This is a genomic window from Myxococcales bacterium, from assembly GCA_016717005.1.
Classification (GTDB): domain Bacteria; phylum Myxococcota_A; class Polyangia; order Haliangiales; family Haliangiaceae; genus UBA2376.
The window spans coordinates 333,622-349,775 of the sequence record JADJUF010000049.1 but is presented as its reverse complement, the minus strand read 5'-3'; the positions used below and the strand labels follow the sequence as shown (position 1 = coordinate 349,775).

General features: G+C 72.8%; 9 protein-coding genes. 6 read left to right on the top strand and 3 right to left on the bottom strand.

Annotated elements, in window-relative coordinates; translation table 11 throughout:
- Positions 1-59 precede the first annotated feature (59 nt).
- The gene (locus IPL61_40600; protein MBK9037482.1) at positions 60-872 is read right to left on the bottom strand and encodes a symmetrical bis(5'-nucleosyl)-tetraphosphatase; all 813 of its coding nucleotides are present in this window, start codon (positions 870-872) and stop codon (positions 60-62) included.
- Positions 873-970: 98 nt separating this feature from the next.
- Here IPL61_40600 and IPL61_40595 point away from each other — a divergent pair, with 98 nt between their 5' ends.
- Together IPL61_40595 and IPL61_40590 are read left to right on the top strand one after the other, a co-directional pair.
- Positions 971-1,558: a YXWGXW repeat-containing protein gene (locus IPL61_40595; protein MBK9037481.1), complete on the top strand. Its 588-nt coding sequence runs from the start codon at positions 971-973 to the stop codon at positions 1,556-1,558.
- A 129-nt stretch (positions 1,559-1,687) separates the two neighbouring features.
- Positions 1,688-2,515 (top strand): hypothetical protein, encoded by an 828-nt coding sequence (locus IPL61_40590; GenBank protein MBK9037480.1) that lies wholly within the window; start codon positions 1,688-1,690, stop codon positions 2,513-2,515.
- A 150-nt stretch (positions 2,516-2,665) separates the two neighbouring features.
- Here the strand turns inward: IPL61_40590 and IPL61_40585 are convergent, their stop codons facing one another.
- A complete protein-coding gene (locus IPL61_40585; protein MBK9037479.1) occupies positions 2,666-4,549 on the bottom strand; it encodes a hypothetical protein in 1,884 nt (627 codons plus the stop codon).
- A 152-nt stretch (positions 4,550-4,701) separates the two neighbouring features.
- Between IPL61_40585 and IPL61_40580 the strand changes: the two genes are divergently transcribed.
- Complete coding sequence (locus tag IPL61_40580; protein ID MBK9037478.1) at positions 4,702-5,829, top strand: hypothetical protein; 1,128 nt, start codon at positions 4,702-4,704, stop codon at positions 5,827-5,829.
- 62 nt (positions 5,830-5,891) lie between these two features.
- Here the strand turns inward: IPL61_40580 and IPL61_40575 are convergent, their stop codons facing one another.
- On the bottom strand, positions 5,892-7,340 hold the full coding sequence (locus IPL61_40575; GenBank protein MBK9037477.1) for an NAD(P)/FAD-dependent oxidoreductase: 1,449 nt from the start codon (positions 7,338-7,340) through the stop codon (positions 5,892-5,894).
- Positions 7,341-7,809: 469 nt separating this feature from the next.
- On the opposite strand from IPL61_40575, the gene IPL61_40570 reads away from it, so the two are divergent.
- From IPL61_40570 to IPL61_40560, 3 genes are all read left to right on the top strand, one after another.
- Complete coding sequence (locus IPL61_40570; protein ID MBK9037476.1) at positions 7,810-10,632, top strand: protein kinase; 2,823 nt, start codon at positions 7,810-7,812, stop codon at positions 10,630-10,632.
- A 91-nt stretch (positions 10,633-10,723) separates the two neighbouring features.
- Positions 10,724-11,818: a hypothetical protein gene (locus tag IPL61_40565; GenBank protein MBK9037475.1), complete on the top strand. Its 1,095-nt coding sequence runs from the start codon at positions 10,724-10,726 to the stop codon at positions 11,816-11,818.
- A 76-nt stretch (positions 11,819-11,894) separates the two neighbouring features.
- A complete protein-coding gene (locus IPL61_40560; protein ID MBK9037474.1) occupies positions 11,895-16,106 on the top strand; it encodes a DUF4215 domain-containing protein in 4,212 nt (1,403 codons plus the stop codon).
- Positions 16,107-16,154 lie beyond the last annotated feature (48 nt).

The window sequence follows — 16,154 nt, the reverse complement described above, 5'->3', positions numbered from 1 at the left end:
ACCCGGCCGGGGCCTCGAGCGCGGGCACCGCGAACAGGACTGACCGCGCGCGGCGGCGCTCACCCGGCCGGGGGCTCGAGCGCGGGCACCGAGAACATCGCGCGGTCGTCGAGGCGCACCGCCGTCAGCGCGCCGCCCCACACGCACGCCGAGTCGGTCGCGATCACGTCGTCGCCGATCATCGCGCCGTGGGCGGCCCAGTGGCCGAAGACCGCCGTGTGGCGCGCCAGCGCGGCCGGCGTGAGCCGGTACCACGGCACCGCGCCCAGGGGCGCCTCGTCGGGCGCGCCGTCGAAGTCGGGCAGGGCGTCGCCGTCGGGCCGGCACATGCGCACCCGCACCAGGTAGCCGAGGATCGCCCGCACGCGCTCGGCGCCGGCGCGGTCGGGGCGCCAGGTCGGGGCCGGCCCCAGGGTCTGGGCGATCCAGGTGCGCCAGTCAGCGCCGCGCAGGCACGCCTCGACCTCGCGCGCGTAGCCCTGGACCTGGGCCAGGGACCAGCTCGGGTGGACGCCGGCGTGGACCATCACGAAGCCGTCGGCGACGTGGCACAGCGGCCGCGCGCGCAGCCAGTCGATCAGCTCGTCGCGATCGGGCGCGGCCAGGATCTCGTCGAGCGTGTCGCGCTTCTTGGCCTTGCCGACGCCGGCGGCCCGGGCCAGGAGGTGCAGGTCGTGGTTGCCCAGGACGACCGTGGCGCGATCACCGAGCGCGCGGGCCCAGCGCAGCACGTCGAGCGAGCGGGGCCCGCGGTTGACCAGATCGCCGACCAGCCACAGCTCGTCGCGGGCGGGCGCGAACGCGATCGTCGCGAGCAGGCGCTCGAGCGTGGCCATGCAGCCCTGGATGTCGCCGATCGCGTAGCGGGCCATGGCCCCTTGTACCGCGGACCGCCGCTGGTCCGCACCGCGTGATCGAGGCCACCGTCGGGGCGCTTGCCGCCGCGCGGCGTCCGCGCGACCATCACCGCATGCGCGCCGCCTCCTCGCTCGTCCTCGTCCTCGCGCTCGCCTCGGGCTGCTACGTCCGCGGCTCGGGCCACGTCCGCGTCAGCTCGCCGGGGCTGCGCGCGGTCGCCACCGCCGCGCAGGTCGCGACCGCGGTCGCGGCCACGGCGATCGCGGTCCACAACGTCGCGGTGATCCTGTCGACGCCGCCGCCGGCGCCGGTCGACATCTACTTCGAGAGCCGCCCCGGCTACGTGTGGATCCAGGGGCGCCACGCCTGGAACGGCAACGCCTACGTCTGGATGCCGGGCGCCTGGGAGCCCCAGCGCTCCGGCCAGGTCTACGTCCAGGGTTACTGGGGCCAGACCCAGGGCGGCTACGCCTACGTCGACGGCTACTGGACCGGACAGCGCGCCGGCTACGTCTACACCGAGGGCTACTGGAACCAGGGGCCCTCGGGCTACGTGTGGTCACCGGGCCAGTGGCAGCCCGAGCGCTCGGGCCAGGTGTGGGTCGGCGGCGGGTGGTCGTCGAGCGGCGGCCAGCGCGTCTACACGCCGGGGCGCTGGAGCGCGCGCGGCAGCGTGAACGTCAACATCAACGTCCACTGACCGCCCGCCCGCCAGACCTACCTACCGGCCCCCACAGTACAACCACGACCGCGCGATCAGCCCTCGTCCCGCCGCGGGCGCGAAAATGCGCGGGTCGCTGCTGGCACACGTCTTGAAGTACGTCCGACGATGATCTCACGCGCTTGGCTCGGCGTCTTCTTCATCGCGGGGTGTGGCAGTGACGGGACCAGCGGCAGTCCCGACGCCAGCACCCCGACCGACGTCCCGTTCGGCACGACCGCGATCGTCGTCGTCGTCAACCCGACCGTGAACGACGCGAACACCAGGTCCGTCGCGACTCCCGGGCCCATCGCGGCGGGCGTCACGCTGACGACCGATGATGGCGTGGTCGCGACCACCGACGTCGACGGCATCGCGGTGCTGGCGCCGGTGACCGCGGGCGCCCGGACCATCACCGTGTCGGGGGCGATCGAGGGCGGCACGTTCTCGGTGATGGTCGCCGACCAGGCGCTGCGCGAGGTCGCGATCGCGGCCCAGCCGGGCAGCGCGCAGGTGATGGTCAACGTCGACTACAAGGCCGACCAAGCCTTCGAGGTCACCCCGACGATGACCAACGCCGAGGTCAACGCGGTGCTCGCGGTCAGCGATCGCGTGGTGTTCTTCCGCGGCGGCAGCTACCAGGGTGATCTCGACTTCGCCGGCAGTCGCGTCACGCTGTTCGGCGAAGGGGTGCTCGGCGGGACCGTCACCCTCGACGGCGACGTCGCGGTCACGGGCAGCGACAGCCGCATCCGCGGCGCCGCCATCACGGGCTCGCTGACGATGCCGGCGAGCAAGGTCGGCGTCAGCTTCTCGCACGTCACCGGCGCGGTGACGTCCGCCGGCAGCGACTCGATGTTCCTCTCGAACGAGCTGTGCGGTCCGGCGGCGATCTCCGGCAGCGGCGTGACCGTGCTCGGCAACGCCGGGATCGCGCCGGCCGCCGCGTGCCCGTGAGCCGGATCGTCCTGCGCGTCGCCCTGGCCGCGACGACGTCGGCTTGCGCGCGGCGAGGGCTGATGGGACGTTGAGCCAGGGATCCTACCGACCGCAAGCTCCGGTGCGCGCACTGCGGGTGCGAGGACTTCACCCGTCGCCGGGCGCAGCTCAACACCGCGCTCGCGACGTTCTTCGGGCTGGACGCCCACGATCGATCGGCGGACGTGTACGCCTGCCCGTGTCCGCGCGCGCCGTGTGGCGCGGGGTCTGGACCGCGCCGAGCGGCGGCGCGGCGGATCGGCGGCGCGCGTTGATCGACCGATCGGCGCTCAGCCGATCGTCACCGTGGCGTCGACGAAGCCGACCCGGGCGGCGCCGAGGCGCACGGTGACCTGGCCGCGCCCGCGCACCAGCCAGGTCGCGCGGGCGCTCGCGGCGCTGCCGGGCGTGTACGCGTAGGTCAGATCGTTGGCGCCCGCGCCGTGGCCGCGGCCCCAGCCGCCGAGGTGCCCGAGCGCGACCCGGGCGGCGGCGGGATCGACCAGCGCGCTGCCGGTCGCGGTGAGCTCGGCGTAGAGCGGCTCGTGCCACTCGAGCTTCTTGGCCGACGCCAGGCCGTGGGTCGGCAGGTAGCCGCGGTTGTCGACGACGATCTCGACCCGCCACAGGTCGTCGCCGAGCGCGGTCGCGGTGGCGGCCCGCACGACCACCTCGGGCGCCATCGCCGCGACCCGGACGAAGCACGCGCTCTGGCTCGCGCACAGCTCGGCCAGGAGCTCGGGCGGCGGGTTCCACATGCCGATCCGCGGATCGACGCCGCCGACCTCGACCGGGCCCAGCTGCGGGTGGACCGCCGCGCGCCACGGCTGGATCAGCCGGCCGTGGTTGTGGTCGCGATCCCACGCCGCCAGCTTGATCAGATCGGCGCGGGTCAGGTGGGTGTAGTGGTCGACGAACTTCTTGGGGCGCGGCAGGCCGAGCCGCGCGAAGATGTCCCACAGCTCGACGACGTACGCGAACGCGCCGCGCTGGTGGTAGGCGAAGTCGGTGAGGTCGCCGTGCAGCGGCCGGTCGGGCGCGTAGAGGAACTCCTCGAAGCCCGACACCGTCGGGTAGCCGGTGGTCTCGGTGACCCAGGCCTCGAGCTGGCGGAAGTGCGCGAGGTCGTCCTGGTCGAGCTTGCTGTCGGCGGCGTGGCCGAGCGGGCGGATGAACACCCCGCCGAAGGTGTGGAGGTTCAGCCACGCGTAGATCTCGGGGTGGGCGCACGCGAACTCGACCACCGCGCGGCTCTCGGGCTCCGACAGCGGGGAACCGGCCGGCGCCGATCTGCTCGTGGACCGGCGCCCACGACCACGGGAAGTTGCGGTTGAGATCGACCGGGTTGTCGCCGACGAAGCTCGGCGGCGGGATCGTGAAGCCGTCCCAGCGCGCGATCGTGCCCTCGGGGAAGAGCCGGTAGAACGGCCCGGCGTCGCCCAGCTCGCGCGCCACCAGCAGGTCGGGGTGCTCCGGCGACGGCGCCACGAAGTCGCCGGCGGGATCGGCGACGCGCATCGCCAGGATCCGGCCGTCGCCGTCGACGTCGCCGGCCTGCCACGCGCTGGCGCCGCGCGGGCCGCGGTCGTCGCGCGGGGCCGAGCGCACGAACCGACCGGTCGTGAGCACGCACTCGGCGCCGTCGGGCGACATCCGCGGCAGCACGAACAGCCGGGTCGCGCGCGCGGCCGCGATCAACGCCGGCGACCAGGCCAGGCGGTCGGGCTCGACGTGGGCGGCCAGGAAGTCCTCGGCGATCGCCAGCGCCACGCTCGACCCGGCCAGCTCGGCCGCGTGCATGTTGCCGTCGACCCAGGCGGTCGGGCGGGCGCGATCCGGATCGACGCCGATCGTGAGGACGGTCAGCGCGCGGCCCTCGGGCGTGGTGCCGATCGTCGTGAGCCGCGTCAGGTCGGGGAACGCCGCGTGCCAGGCCGCGAGCTGCGCGGCGATCGTCGCGTGATCGAGGTAGGCGGTGCGGAACGAGGTCGCGAGCGAGGCCAGGGTCGACATCGCGGGGAGCCTACTCCCTGGGCCCGCCGCGAGGGCGGACCGGACCGCGGCGACGTCCGCCGGCGGGACCCCGCGACCGCGGCGATCACGTATGATCGATCGCGGGGTGCCCCAGGTGTGGGCGCCGTCTCTCTATTTCCACGGAGCGTGCGATGTCCGGCTGGCAAGCGTTCAAGACGATGAACGGGCGACTGGCGAGCCCCCCGACGATGGGGACCAACGCCGACGGGCGCCTCGAGGTTTTCGGGCGCAGCGCCGAGGGTGAGCTGCTCCACTCGTGGCAGACCGCGGTCGGCGGGCCGTGGTCACCATGGACCTCCGCGGGCGCGCCCGGCCACATGGGCGCGATGGGCGGCGGCGGCGGCATGGGCGGCGGCGGCATGGGCGGCGGCATGGGCGGCGGCGGCATGGGCGGCGGCGGCATGGGCGGCGGCATGGGCGGCGGTGCGCCGACGACGCAGGCGCCAGCCGAGGGCTGGCCGCGGGTCGCGGTCGGGCGCAACGACGACAAGCGCATGGAGGTGTTCGCGCGCGGCCTCGACGGCGCGCTCTGGCACATCTGGCAGAAGGAGAAGAACGGCGCGTGGTCGGACTGGAAGCCGCTGGGCGGCCAGTGCGCGTCCGTGCCGGCGGTCGGGCGCAACGAGGACGGTCGGCTCGAGGCGTTCGTCCGCGGGCCCGATCACGCGCTCTGGCACGCCTGGCAGAAGGAGAAGAACGGCGCCTGGGGCTCGTTCGCCTCGCTCGGCGGCCAGGGTCTCGGCGATCCGGTGGTGGCCAGCAACGAGGACGGTCGGCTCGAGGTCTACGTGCGCGCCACCGACAACGCGCTGTGGAAGCGCGTGCAGGAGAAGCCCAACGGCAAGTGGACCGACTGGAAGTCCGAGGGCGGCGTGCTGACCAGCTCGGTCGCGATCGGCGCCAACCCGGGCCACCGGCTCGAGGCGTTCGCGCGCGGCGGCGACGGCGCGCTCTGGCACAAGTGGCAGGAGAAGCCCAACGGTCGGTGGAAGGACTGGGTGTCGCTGGGCGGTCGGTTCGCGTCGACGCCGGTGGTCGGGACGATCCGCGACGGCCGCCTCGAGGTGTTCGTCACCACCGACGACAACGTCATGTGGCACATCTGGCAGAAGGAGCCGGGCGGCGCGTGGGGCACCTGGGCGTCGGAGGGCGGGCCGGTGAGCGGCGACCTCGCGGTCGGCCGCAACGACGACGGCCGCCTCGAGGTGATCGGCCTCGCGCCCGATCGCACGGTCGTGCGCACCTGCCAGGTCAAGTAGCGCGCCGGCGCCTCCGCACGGTCAGGTCGCGAAGGTCAGGACCCGCCGGCGCCGCCGGACCGTCAGCGCGCGAAGGTCAGGACGCCGTCGTCGATCGGGTCGTGCTTGAGCGCCCACAGGTCGTGCGGGTAGCTCTGGTAGAGCCGCCACGGCGCGCGGTCGCCCTGCTTCGGCATCATCTGGGTCGCGCGCTGGACGTAGCCCGACTGCAGGTCGAGCAGCGGCGCGGCCGGCAGGGCCGGGTCGGCCTGCACCGGCGTCGCGATCCGGTAGTGGCGCGCGGCCATGTGGTTGAGCAGGCGGCACACGAACTGGCAGGTCAGCTCGGCCTTGAGCGTCCACGACGCGTTGGTGTAACCGACGACCATCGCCAGGTTGGGCACCCCCGACAGCATCGCGCCCTTGTAGTTCCAGCGCCCCGATGGATCGACGTCGACGCCGTCGACCGCGACGGTCACGCCGCCGAGGAACTGCAGCTCGAGGCCGGTGGCGGTGACGATCGCGTCGGCGGCGAGGGTCCGGCCCGAGGCCAGCAGGACGCCGTCCTCGGTGAAGCGGTCGACGGTGTCGGTGACGACCTCGGCCTTGCCCGACCGGAGCGCCTGGAACAGATCGCCGTCGGGCACCAGGCACAGCCGCTGATCCCACGGCGCGTAGGTGGGCTCGAAGTGGGCGAGGTCGGTGGCGTCGCCGACCTGCTTGCGCACGCCGGCCATGATCAGCTTGCGGGCCTGGGCCGGGAACCGCCGGCAGAAGTCGTAGAAGGCCTTGCCGAGCAGCACGTTCTTCCACCGGGTCGCCGCGTACGCGGTCTTCGGCGCCAGGCGCTTGCGCAGCCACATCGCCGCGGCGTCGACGCCGGGCCGCGACACGATGTACGTCGGCGAGCGCTGGAGCATGGTCACGTGCGCCGCCTTCTCGGCCAGCGCCGGCACCAGCGTGACCGCGGTGGCGCCGCTGCCGATCACGACGACGCGCTGCCCGGTGTGGTCGTAGTCCGTGGGCCAGAACTGCGGGTGGAGGATGCGTCCGCGGAAGCGCTCGCTGTCGGTGAAGGTCGGCGCGTGGCCGCGGTCGTAGCGATAGTAGCCGGCGCACATGAGCAGGAAGTCGCAGGTCAGCTCGACCCGCTCGCCGGTGGCGGGGCGCTCGGCGGTGACGGTCCAGCGCGCGGCGGCGCTCGACCAGGCCGCGCGGACGATCCGGTGACCGAACCGGATGTGCTGATCGATCCCGTGGGCGCGCGCGGTGTCGCGGACGTAGGACAGGATCGACCCACCATCGGCCAGCGCGCGATCTCCCGGCCACGGCTGGAACGTGTAGCCCAGCGTGTACATGTCGGAGTCGCTGCGGATGCCGGGGTAGCGGAACAGATCCCAGGTGCCGCCGATGCAGTCACGGCCTTCCAGGATCGCGTAGGTCCGATCGGGACAGTGGGTCTGGAGGTGATAGCCGGCCGCGATCCCCGAGAGGCCCGCACCGACGACCAGGACGTCGACGTGCTCCGTCATGCCAGGAGCGTACGAGACCTCGGCGCGCGCGTAACGCGGGTCACCAACGAACCGACAATCCGAAGGATTCGCAGGTAAAGGTTGTGATCTTCGGGTAGGAGCGGGGTATATTGGGTGGGTCGTGCGGGGACGCGCCATCCGGTGCCGCCCGTCCGCGCGCCCCGGGGATACGATGAGCGAGAGCAACAACGGCAACAACGGTTCGCGAGACGTCTTCGACCAGCCCACCGTGGTGATCGGCGGCCCGAACATCGCCGCCGCCGCCGCTGCTGCTGCCGCGGCGAGTGCGGGCCCGGTCCGCGCAACCCCTCAGGACCGCACGGTCATCGCGTCGGGCAGCAGCAGCGAGGCGGCTGGCAGCATCGAGCGCGCCTCCGTGGCTGACCCGTCGGGCGTGGCCCAGGGCACGCCGTCGCCGGCCCGCCGCGCCGAGGTGTCCGAGGTGACGTCGGTGTGGGGCCCGGGCCAGATGCCGCGCCCCGGCGCGCAGATCAACCAGTACGAGATCATCCGCGAGATCGGCGCGGGCGGCATGGGCGCGGTCTACCTCGCGCGCGACACCAAGCTCGGCCGCAAGGTCGCGATCAAGGTCCTGCAGTCGAACCACCCCGAGCTGACCCAGCGCTTCATCATCGAGGCCCGCGCCACCGCGCGCTGCAGCCACGAGAACATCGTCATCATCTACGAGGTCGGCGAGATCAGCCAGCAGCCGTACATGGTGCTGGAGTTCCTGTCGGGCACGACGCTCACCGAGCTGGTCACCGGCGGCAAGCGCCTGCCGCCCGCGCGCGTGATGGAGCTGATGGTCCCGGTCGTGCGCGCGCTCGTCGTCGCGCACGAGCAGGGCATCGTCCACCGCGATCTCAAGCCCGACAACATCTTCGTGACCGAGGCCGGCGGCATCAAGGTGCTCGACTTCGGCATCGCCAAGGTCCGCGATCAGGCGACCGAGAAGTCGCCGGCCGGCAGCCCGACGGCGCCGTCGAACGCGGCGCTGCGCCTGCCGACCGCGGCCGAGCTCGGCGAGAACACCAACACGAACCTGACGCGCCAGGGCGTGATCATGGGGACGATGAAGTACATGTCCCCGGAGCAGTGGGGCATCGGGGTCGAGATCGACCACCGCACCGACATCTGGGCGGTCGGCGTGATCCTCTACCGCCTGCTGGCCGGCAAGCACCCGCTGGCCCCGCTGCAGGGCAACCAGCTGGTCGTGACCGCGATGGTCGACAAGCCGATGCCCAAGCTGCGCGAGGCGGTGTCGGACGTGCCGCAGGGCATCTGCGACATCGTCGATCGCTGCCTGCAGAAGCACAAGGAGTACCGCTACGCCGACGCGCGCGAGCTGCTCAAGGCGCTCGAGCCGTTCCTGCCGGGGCGCTACTCGACGATGCAGCTCCAGCTCGACGAGAGCCCGTACGCGGGCCTGTCGTCGTTCCAGGAGAGCGACGCGGCGCGGTTCTTCGGCCGCTCGCGCGAGATCGCCGCCGCGGTCAACCGCATCCGCGATCGCCCGATCATGGGCGTGGTCGGCCCGTCGGGCGTCGGCAAGTCGTCGTTCGTCCGCGCCGGTCTGGTGCCGGCGCTCAAGGCCTCGGGCGAGCAGTGGGAGACGCTGGTCATCCGCCCTGGCCGCAGCCCGCTCATGGCCATCGCCGCGATGATGTCGCCGATGGTCAGCTCGACCTCGACCACCGTCGTCGACGACCTCAAGGAGCAGGCCGCGCTCGCGCAGCAGCTCGCGGCCGAGCCCGGCCAGATGGGCCAGGTGCTCCGGGCCCGGGCCCGCCGCTCGAACCGCAAGATCCTGCTGTTCGTCGATCAGTTCGAGGAGCTCTACACGCTCGTGCCGGATCCGGCCGAGCGCGCGGCGTTCACCGCCTGCCTGGCCGGCACCGCGGATGACGCCTCGGCGCCGGTGCGCGTGGTGCTGTCGTTGCGATCGGACTTCCTGGACCGGGTCGGTGAGGACCCCCGGCTCATGGCCGAGGTCATGCAGGGGCTGTTCTTCCTGACCCCGCCCGGGCGCGACGGCCTGCGCGACGCGCTGGTGCAGCCGGCCGAGATGGCCGGGTACCACTTCGAGAACCCGGTGATGGTCGAGGAGATGCTCAGCCACCTCGAGACCACGCCCGGCGCGCTGCCGCTGCTCCAGTTCGCGGCGACGAAGCTGTGGGACGCGAAGGACTCGACCCGCAAGCTGCTGACCCAGAACGCGTACAACGCGATGGGCGGCATCGCCGGCGCCCTGGCCAGCCACGCCGACAGCGTCCTCGCCGAGCTGTCGGGCCCGTCGCAGGCGCTGGCGCGCACGCTGTTCCTGCGGCTGATCACGCCCGAGCGCACCCGCGCGATCGTGTCGCTGGCCGAGCTGGCCGAGCTGGCGCCGGGCACCGGCGACATCGGGCGCCTGGTCGATCACCTGACGGCCGCGCGCCTGCTCGTGACCCAGACCGCGGCCGACGGCTCGGCCCAGGGCTCGACGGTCGAGGTCGTCCACGAGTCGCTGATCCACAGCTGGCCGGCGCTGCGGCGCTGGCTCGACGAGACCCAGGAGGACTCGGCGTTCGTCGAGCAGCTCCGGGTCGCCACCAAGCAGTGGCAGGCCAAGGGCCGCGACCCGGGCACGCTCTGGCGCGGCGAGGCCGCCGACGAGGCGATGCGCTGGGTCAAGCGCAACAAGTCGCCGATCCCGGCCAGCCAGAAGGAGTTCCTCGACGCGGTGATCGCCGAGGCCACCCGGGCCGAGCGCCGGCGCCGCACCTTCACGATCGGCCTGGTCACGTTCCTGACGCTGCTGCTGATGGCGGCGGGCGCCGCGCTGTTCACGATCCGCGCGAGCGAGCGCAAGGCCGCCGAGAACGCGGTCAAGGCGGCCGACGCCGCCAAGGTCGCCAAGGCCAACGAGGAGACCGCCAAGGGCGCGCTGGCCGAGGCCCGCGAGCAGGACCGCCTCCGCAAGCTGGAGGAGGAGAAGAAGAACGAGGAGACCCTGCGCGCCAACCGCAACAAGGCCAAGCTCGACCGCACCTACGACGAGCTGGTCCAGGCCAACGCCGGCCTCGAGGAGGCGCTGGCCGAGGCCAACGAGTCGCGCGAGCGCGCCAAGAAGGCCCAGAGCGACGCCGAGGACTCGGCCCAGCGCGCGAAGGCCGCCGCCGCCGCCGCCGAGGCCGCCGAGGACAAGGAGCGCGTCGCCAAGGAAGAGGCGCAGCGCCTGCGCGACGAGGCCGAGCGCAAGGCCGCCGATCTCGAGCGCAAGATCGGCAAGCTGATGGAGACGCTGCCGTAGCCGCGCCCGCGTCCGCACCGGCCCCGCACCCGCGCGGGCCCACCTCCGCACTGGCTCGTTTTCGTACCTAGCCCGATCGATGGGAGCTTCTATGTTTCGTTCTGCTCTGACCCACGTGACCCTCGGCCTCGCCCTCACCCTGGTCGCGGTCCCGGTGGCGGCCCAGCCCGCCGGCGACGGCAGCGGCGCGCCGGCCCCGCCGCCCGACCCGAAGAAGCCGCTGACCGAGGACGACCTCGCCAAGGCCCAGCGCGAGGACGCGCGGCCGTGGGCCACCGGCGTGTCGCAGGACGAGCAGCAGATCGCGCTGACGCTGTTCAAGGAGGGCAACGCGCTCATCCGCCAGCAGTACTGGCCCGACGCGGTCGCCAAGTACCGCGCCGCGCTCGACCACTGGAAGCACCCGGCCATCTACTACAACCTCGCGCTCGCGCTGGTGAACCTCGACCAGCCGCTCGAGATCTACGACGCGCTCGAGGCCGCGATGGTCTACGGCGTCGGGCCGCTCGACGCCGAGAAGCTCGACCGCGCCAAGAGCACCAAGCTCCTGGTCGAGAAGCAGATCGGCAACGTCGAGTACACGCTCGACGTCGCGGGCTCGATCCTGGTCCTCGACGGCAAGGAGGTCTTCAAGGGCCCCGGCACCTTCACCTCGCGGGTCCGCGCCGGCGAGCACACGGTCGTCGCGCGCGCGGAGGGCTACACCCCGGTGCCCCTGACCGTGAAGATCCTCGGCGGCACCACGTCGGCGATCACGATCCCGATGTACACCGACGCCGAGCTCACCCGCGAGAAGCGGCTGATGCCCGGCTGGGTGCCGTACGTGCTGCTCGGCACCGGCGTCGCGCTCGGCGCCACCGGCGGCCTCTTGCACAGCTCGGCCAAGTCGAGCTTCGACGACTACGATCAGGCGATCTCGAACTGCGCCAGCACCGACCCCTCGGGCGGCTGCACGACGTTGCCGGCCGGCGTCGCCGACAAGAAGAGCAGCGCCGAGTCGAACCAGACCCTGGCGTTCGTCACCTACGGCATCGGCGGCGCCGCGATCGTCGCGGGCGTGGTGCTGGTGATCCTCAACCGGCCCAAGACCTACCGGGTCGATCCGACCGCCGGCGCGGTCGACCTCGCGCTGACGCCGGTCGTCGCGCCCGGCCAGGCCGGGCTCGCGGTCGTGGGGTCGTTCTAGTCGTCGCTCCTTTCGGCGGTGCCGCGCGCGCGTCACCGCCGACCTCCTTGATTGTGTCCCTAGCGTGGAGTCGTCCATGTCGTCTGTCTTCTCGTTCGTTCGCACCGCTCGCCGCGGCGGCGCCCTGGGCGTCGCCCTGGCCGCCGCGCTGACCCTGGCCGGCTGCTTCGAGAGCAACACCATCGAGTGCTCGAGCGGCGTGGTCTGCCCCGAGGGCTCGGTCTGCACCGCCGACGGGCTCGGCTGTCGCCAGGTCTCGGACCTGTGCGGCAACAGCCAGATGGACCCCGGCGAGCAGTGCGACGACGGCAACCAGATCGACGAGGACGACTGCCGCGCCGACTGCCAGACCAACGTCTGCGGTGACGGCAAGCTCGACCTGCAGGGGCCGGACACCGAGGAGTGCGACGAGCTCGGCGGCGCCGACTCGGCCACCTGCGACAGCGACTGCACGCTGCCGGCCTGCGGCGACATGCACACCAACCCGATGTTCACCTCGCCCGGCGCGCCGCGCGGCGAGCGCTGCGACGACGGCAACACCGCCTCGGGCGACGGCTGCAGCTTCGACTGCGCGTCGGACGAGAGCTGCAACGACGGCTACGTCAACAGCGACCTGCCGACCACCGGCGCGACGTGCAAGAGCGCGACCGCGACCGGCACCAACTGCGCCGAGGTCTGCGACGACGGCAACAACATCGCCGGCGACGGCTGCTCGCCCAACTGCCTGTCGCTCGAGAGCTGCCGCAACGGCATCCTCGACTCGTCGGGCGGCCCGGCCAACCCGCCGGAGCTGTGCGACGACGGCGACACCGACGACACCGACGAGTGCCGCAACAACTGCCAGGCCGGGTTCGGCTGCGGCAACGGCTTCGTCGACAACGACGGCCCGGCCGGCCCGAGCATCGACGAGGAGTGCGACAACGGCACGACCACCGACAGCGCCGCCTGCGACGGCGACTGCACGATCCCGGTGTGCGGCGACAACCGCTTCAACGCGGCGGCCGGCGAGGCCTGCGACCCCGGCACCGTCGGCGTCAACGTCGCCTCGTGCAACTCCGACTGCTCCGTCCCGGCCTGCGGCGACGGCAAGGTCAACCGCGCGTTCACCCCGGCCGGCGGCGCCGGCCCCGAGGAGTGCGACGACGGCAACACCACCGCCGGCGACGGCTGCTCGGCGCTGTGCCGGATCGAGACCTGCGGCAACGGCGTGACCGAGATGATCAACGGGGAGCAGTGCGACGACGGCAACCTCGTCGACACCGACGCCTGCCGCAACACCTGCCAGCTCCCGCGCTGCGGTGACGGCGTCGCCAGCGCCAGCGAGGCCTGCGACGCCGGCGCCAACACCCAGGCGTGCAACCTGGACTGCACCGTGCCGGCCTGCGGCGACGGCAAGACCAACCGCGCGTTCACGCCGGCCGGCGCGGCGGGGCCCGAGCAGTGCGACGACAGCAACACCACCGCCGGCGACGGCTGCTCGGCCACCTGTCAGATCGAGACCTGCGGCAACATGGTGGTCGAGGCGATCAACGGCGAGCAGTGCGACGACGGCAACCTCGTCGACACCGACGCCTGCCGCAACACCTGCCAGTTCCCGCGCTGCGGCGACGGCATCGCGTCGGCCAGCGAGACCTGCGACACCAACGGCAACAGCCAGACCTGCAACCTCGACTGCTCGGCGCCGGCCTGCGGCGACGGCAAGCTCAACCCGGCGTTCACCCCGGCCGGCGCGCCCGGGCCCGAGCAGTGCGACGACAGCAACACCACCAGCGGCGACGGCTGCTCGAACCGCTGCCAGGTCGAGCCGTTCGCGCTGTCGCTCAGCAAGGGCGGCACCGGCACCGGCACCGTGACCTCGGCCCCGGCCGGCATCAACTGCGGCGCCGACTGCACCGAGCTGTACCCGGTCGGCACGATGGTGACGATCACCGGCGCGCCCGGCGCCAGCGCGGTCTTCACCGGCTGGGCCGGCGGCGGCTGCACCGGCACCGCGCCGTGCGTGGTCGCGATGTCGGCGGCGCGCAACGTGGTCGCGACCTTCGACCTCAACACGCTGACCGTGGTCAAGGCCGGCAACGGCACCGGCACGGTCACCGGCACCGGCATCAACTGCGGCACCGGCGTCGGCGCCACCGACTGCACCGAGAACTACAACGCCAGCACGATGGTGACGCTGACCGCCACCGCCGGCGTCAACTCGACGTTCGCTGGCTGGGCCGGCGGCGGCTGCAGCGGCCTGGGCGCGTGCACGACCACGATGGCCGGCGCCGCGACGATCACCGCGACCTTCACGCTCAACTCGATCCCGCTGACCGTGACCCTGGCCGGCAACGGCACCGGCGTCGTGACGTCGGTCCCGGCCGGCATCAACTGCGGCATCGTCTGCTCGGCCGGCTACGACGCCGAGACCGTCGTGACGCTGTCCGCCGCGCCGGCCGGCAACAACACGTTCACCGGCTGGTCGGGCGCGGGCTGCTCGGGTACGAGCACCTGCACCGTGACGATGAGCGCCGCGCGGGCCGTGACCGCGACGTTCACGCTCAACCAGCACCAGCTGTCGGTGGTCAAGGCCGGCAACGGCGGCGGCACCGTGACGTCGTCGCCGGCGGGCATCAACTGCGGCGCCGACTGCACCGAGAACTACAACGCCGGCACGATGGTCGTCCTGACCGCGGCCGCCGCCGGTGACTCGACGTTCACCGGCTGGTCGGGCACCGGCATCACCTGCCCGGGCACGACCCCGTGCACCGTGACCGTCAACGCCGCGACCGCGGTCACCGCGACCTTCGCGCTGCAGACCTTCACGCTGAGCGTGTCGCGCACCGGCACCGGCTCGGGCACGGTCACGTCGGTGCCGAGCGGCATCAACTGCGGCGGCACGTGCATGGCGGCCTTCAACGCCGGCACGCTGGTCACGCTGACGCCGGTCGCCGGTGGCAACTCGGCCTTCACCGGCTGGTCGGGCGACTGCACCGGCCTGACGACCTGCACGGTGACGATGAACGCGGCCCGCTCGGTCGTGGCCAACTTCGACACCGACGTGCGCATCCTGACCGTGGTCCCGGCCGGCACCGGCTCGGGCACGGTCACCTCGAACCCGGCGGGCATCACCTGCGGCGGCACCTGCACCGCGGCGTTCGCCCAGGGCTCGATGGTGACCTTGACCGCGGCGCCCAGCTCCGACTCGAACTTCACGAGCTGGTCGGGCGCGAGCGGGTGCACCACGTCGACCACGTGCGTCGTGACGATGAACAACGCGGCGACCGTGACCGCGACGTACACGCTCAAGAGCTTCACGCTGACCGCGGTGATCTCGGGCGGCGCGTCGGGCGGCAGCGGCACGGTGACGTCGGTGCCGAGCGTGATCGCGTGCCCCGGCACCTGCGCGTCGAGCTTCAACGCCGGCGCGGTGGTCGGCCTGGTCGCGGCCCCGGCCGCGAACTCGACGTTCACCGGCTGGTCGGGCGGCGGCTGCTCGGGCACCGGCGTGTGCATCGTGACGATCTCGGCCTCGGTGTCGGTGACCGCGACCTTCGAGAAGAAGAACTACCCGCTGACCGTGGTCAAGGCCGGCGGCGGCGGCGGCACGGTCACCTCGGCCCCGGCCGGCATCAACTGCGGCGGCACCTGCGTCGCCAACTTCACCGACGGCGCGTCGGTGGTGCTGACCGCGGTCGCGTCCGGTGGCTCGACGTTCACCGGCTGGGCCGGCGGCGGCTGCTCGGGCACGGGCACCTGCTCGGTGACCATGGCCGCGGCCACGACCGTGACCGCGACCTTCGCCCAGATCACGCGCACGCTCACGGTGACGCCGGCCGGCACCGGCACCGGCACGGTGACCTCGAACCCGACCGGCATCACCTGCGGCGGTGACTGCACCGAGGCCTACGTCGACGGCTCGGTGGTCGTGCTGACCGCGGTCCCGGCGGTCGGGTCGTCGTTCGCCGGCTGGGCCGGCGGCGGCTGCAGCGGCACCGGCACCTGCGTCGTCACGATGACGGCGACGACGGGGGTGACGGCGACCTTCACGCTCAACACGTTCGCGCTGACGGTCAACGTCACCCCGGGCGGGACCACCGGCTCGGTGACCTCGGCGCCGGCCGGCATCACCGGCTGCACGATGGCGGGCTGCAACGCGTCGTTCAACTTCAACCAGGCGGTCGTGCTGACCGCGACCCTGGGCGACGCGGCCACGGTCGCGTGGACCGGCTGCGACTCGATGACCGCGACCACCTGCACGGTCACGATCACCGCGGCGCGCGCCGTCGGCGCGACCTTCGCGCCGTAGCCGCGTGGGCGTGGGGCGAGGTGCGACCCGGTGATCCGGGTCGCACGC

Coding starts and splice junctions, on each gene's coding strand:
- IPL61_40600 (MBK9037482.1), bottom strand. CDS start 872: ATGGCCCGCTACGCGATCGGCGACATCCAGGGCTGCATGGCCACGCTC.
- IPL61_40595 (MBK9037481.1), top strand. CDS start 971: ATGCGCGCCGCCTCCTCGCTCGTCCTCGTCCTCGCGCTCGCCTCGGGC.
- IPL61_40590 (MBK9037480.1), top strand. CDS start 1,688: ATGATCTCACGCGCTTGGCTCGGCGTCTTCTTCATCGCGGGGTGTGGC.
- IPL61_40585 (MBK9037479.1), bottom strand. CDS start 4,549: ATGTCGACCCTGGCCTCGCTCGCGACCTCGTTCCGCACCGCCTACCTC.
- IPL61_40580 (MBK9037478.1), top strand. CDS start 4,702: ATGTCCGGCTGGCAAGCGTTCAAGACGATGAACGGGCGACTGGCGAGC.
- IPL61_40575 (MBK9037477.1), bottom strand. CDS start 7,340: ATGACGGAGCACGTCGACGTCCTGGTCGTCGGTGCGGGCCTCTCGGGG.
- IPL61_40570 (MBK9037476.1), top strand. CDS start 7,810: ATGCCGCGCCCCGGCGCGCAGATCAACCAGTACGAGATCATCCGCGAG.
- IPL61_40565 (MBK9037475.1), top strand. CDS start 10,724: ATGTTTCGTTCTGCTCTGACCCACGTGACCCTCGGCCTCGCCCTCACC.
- IPL61_40560 (MBK9037474.1), top strand. CDS start 11,895: ATGTCGTCTGTCTTCTCGTTCGTTCGCACCGCTCGCCGCGGCGGCGCC.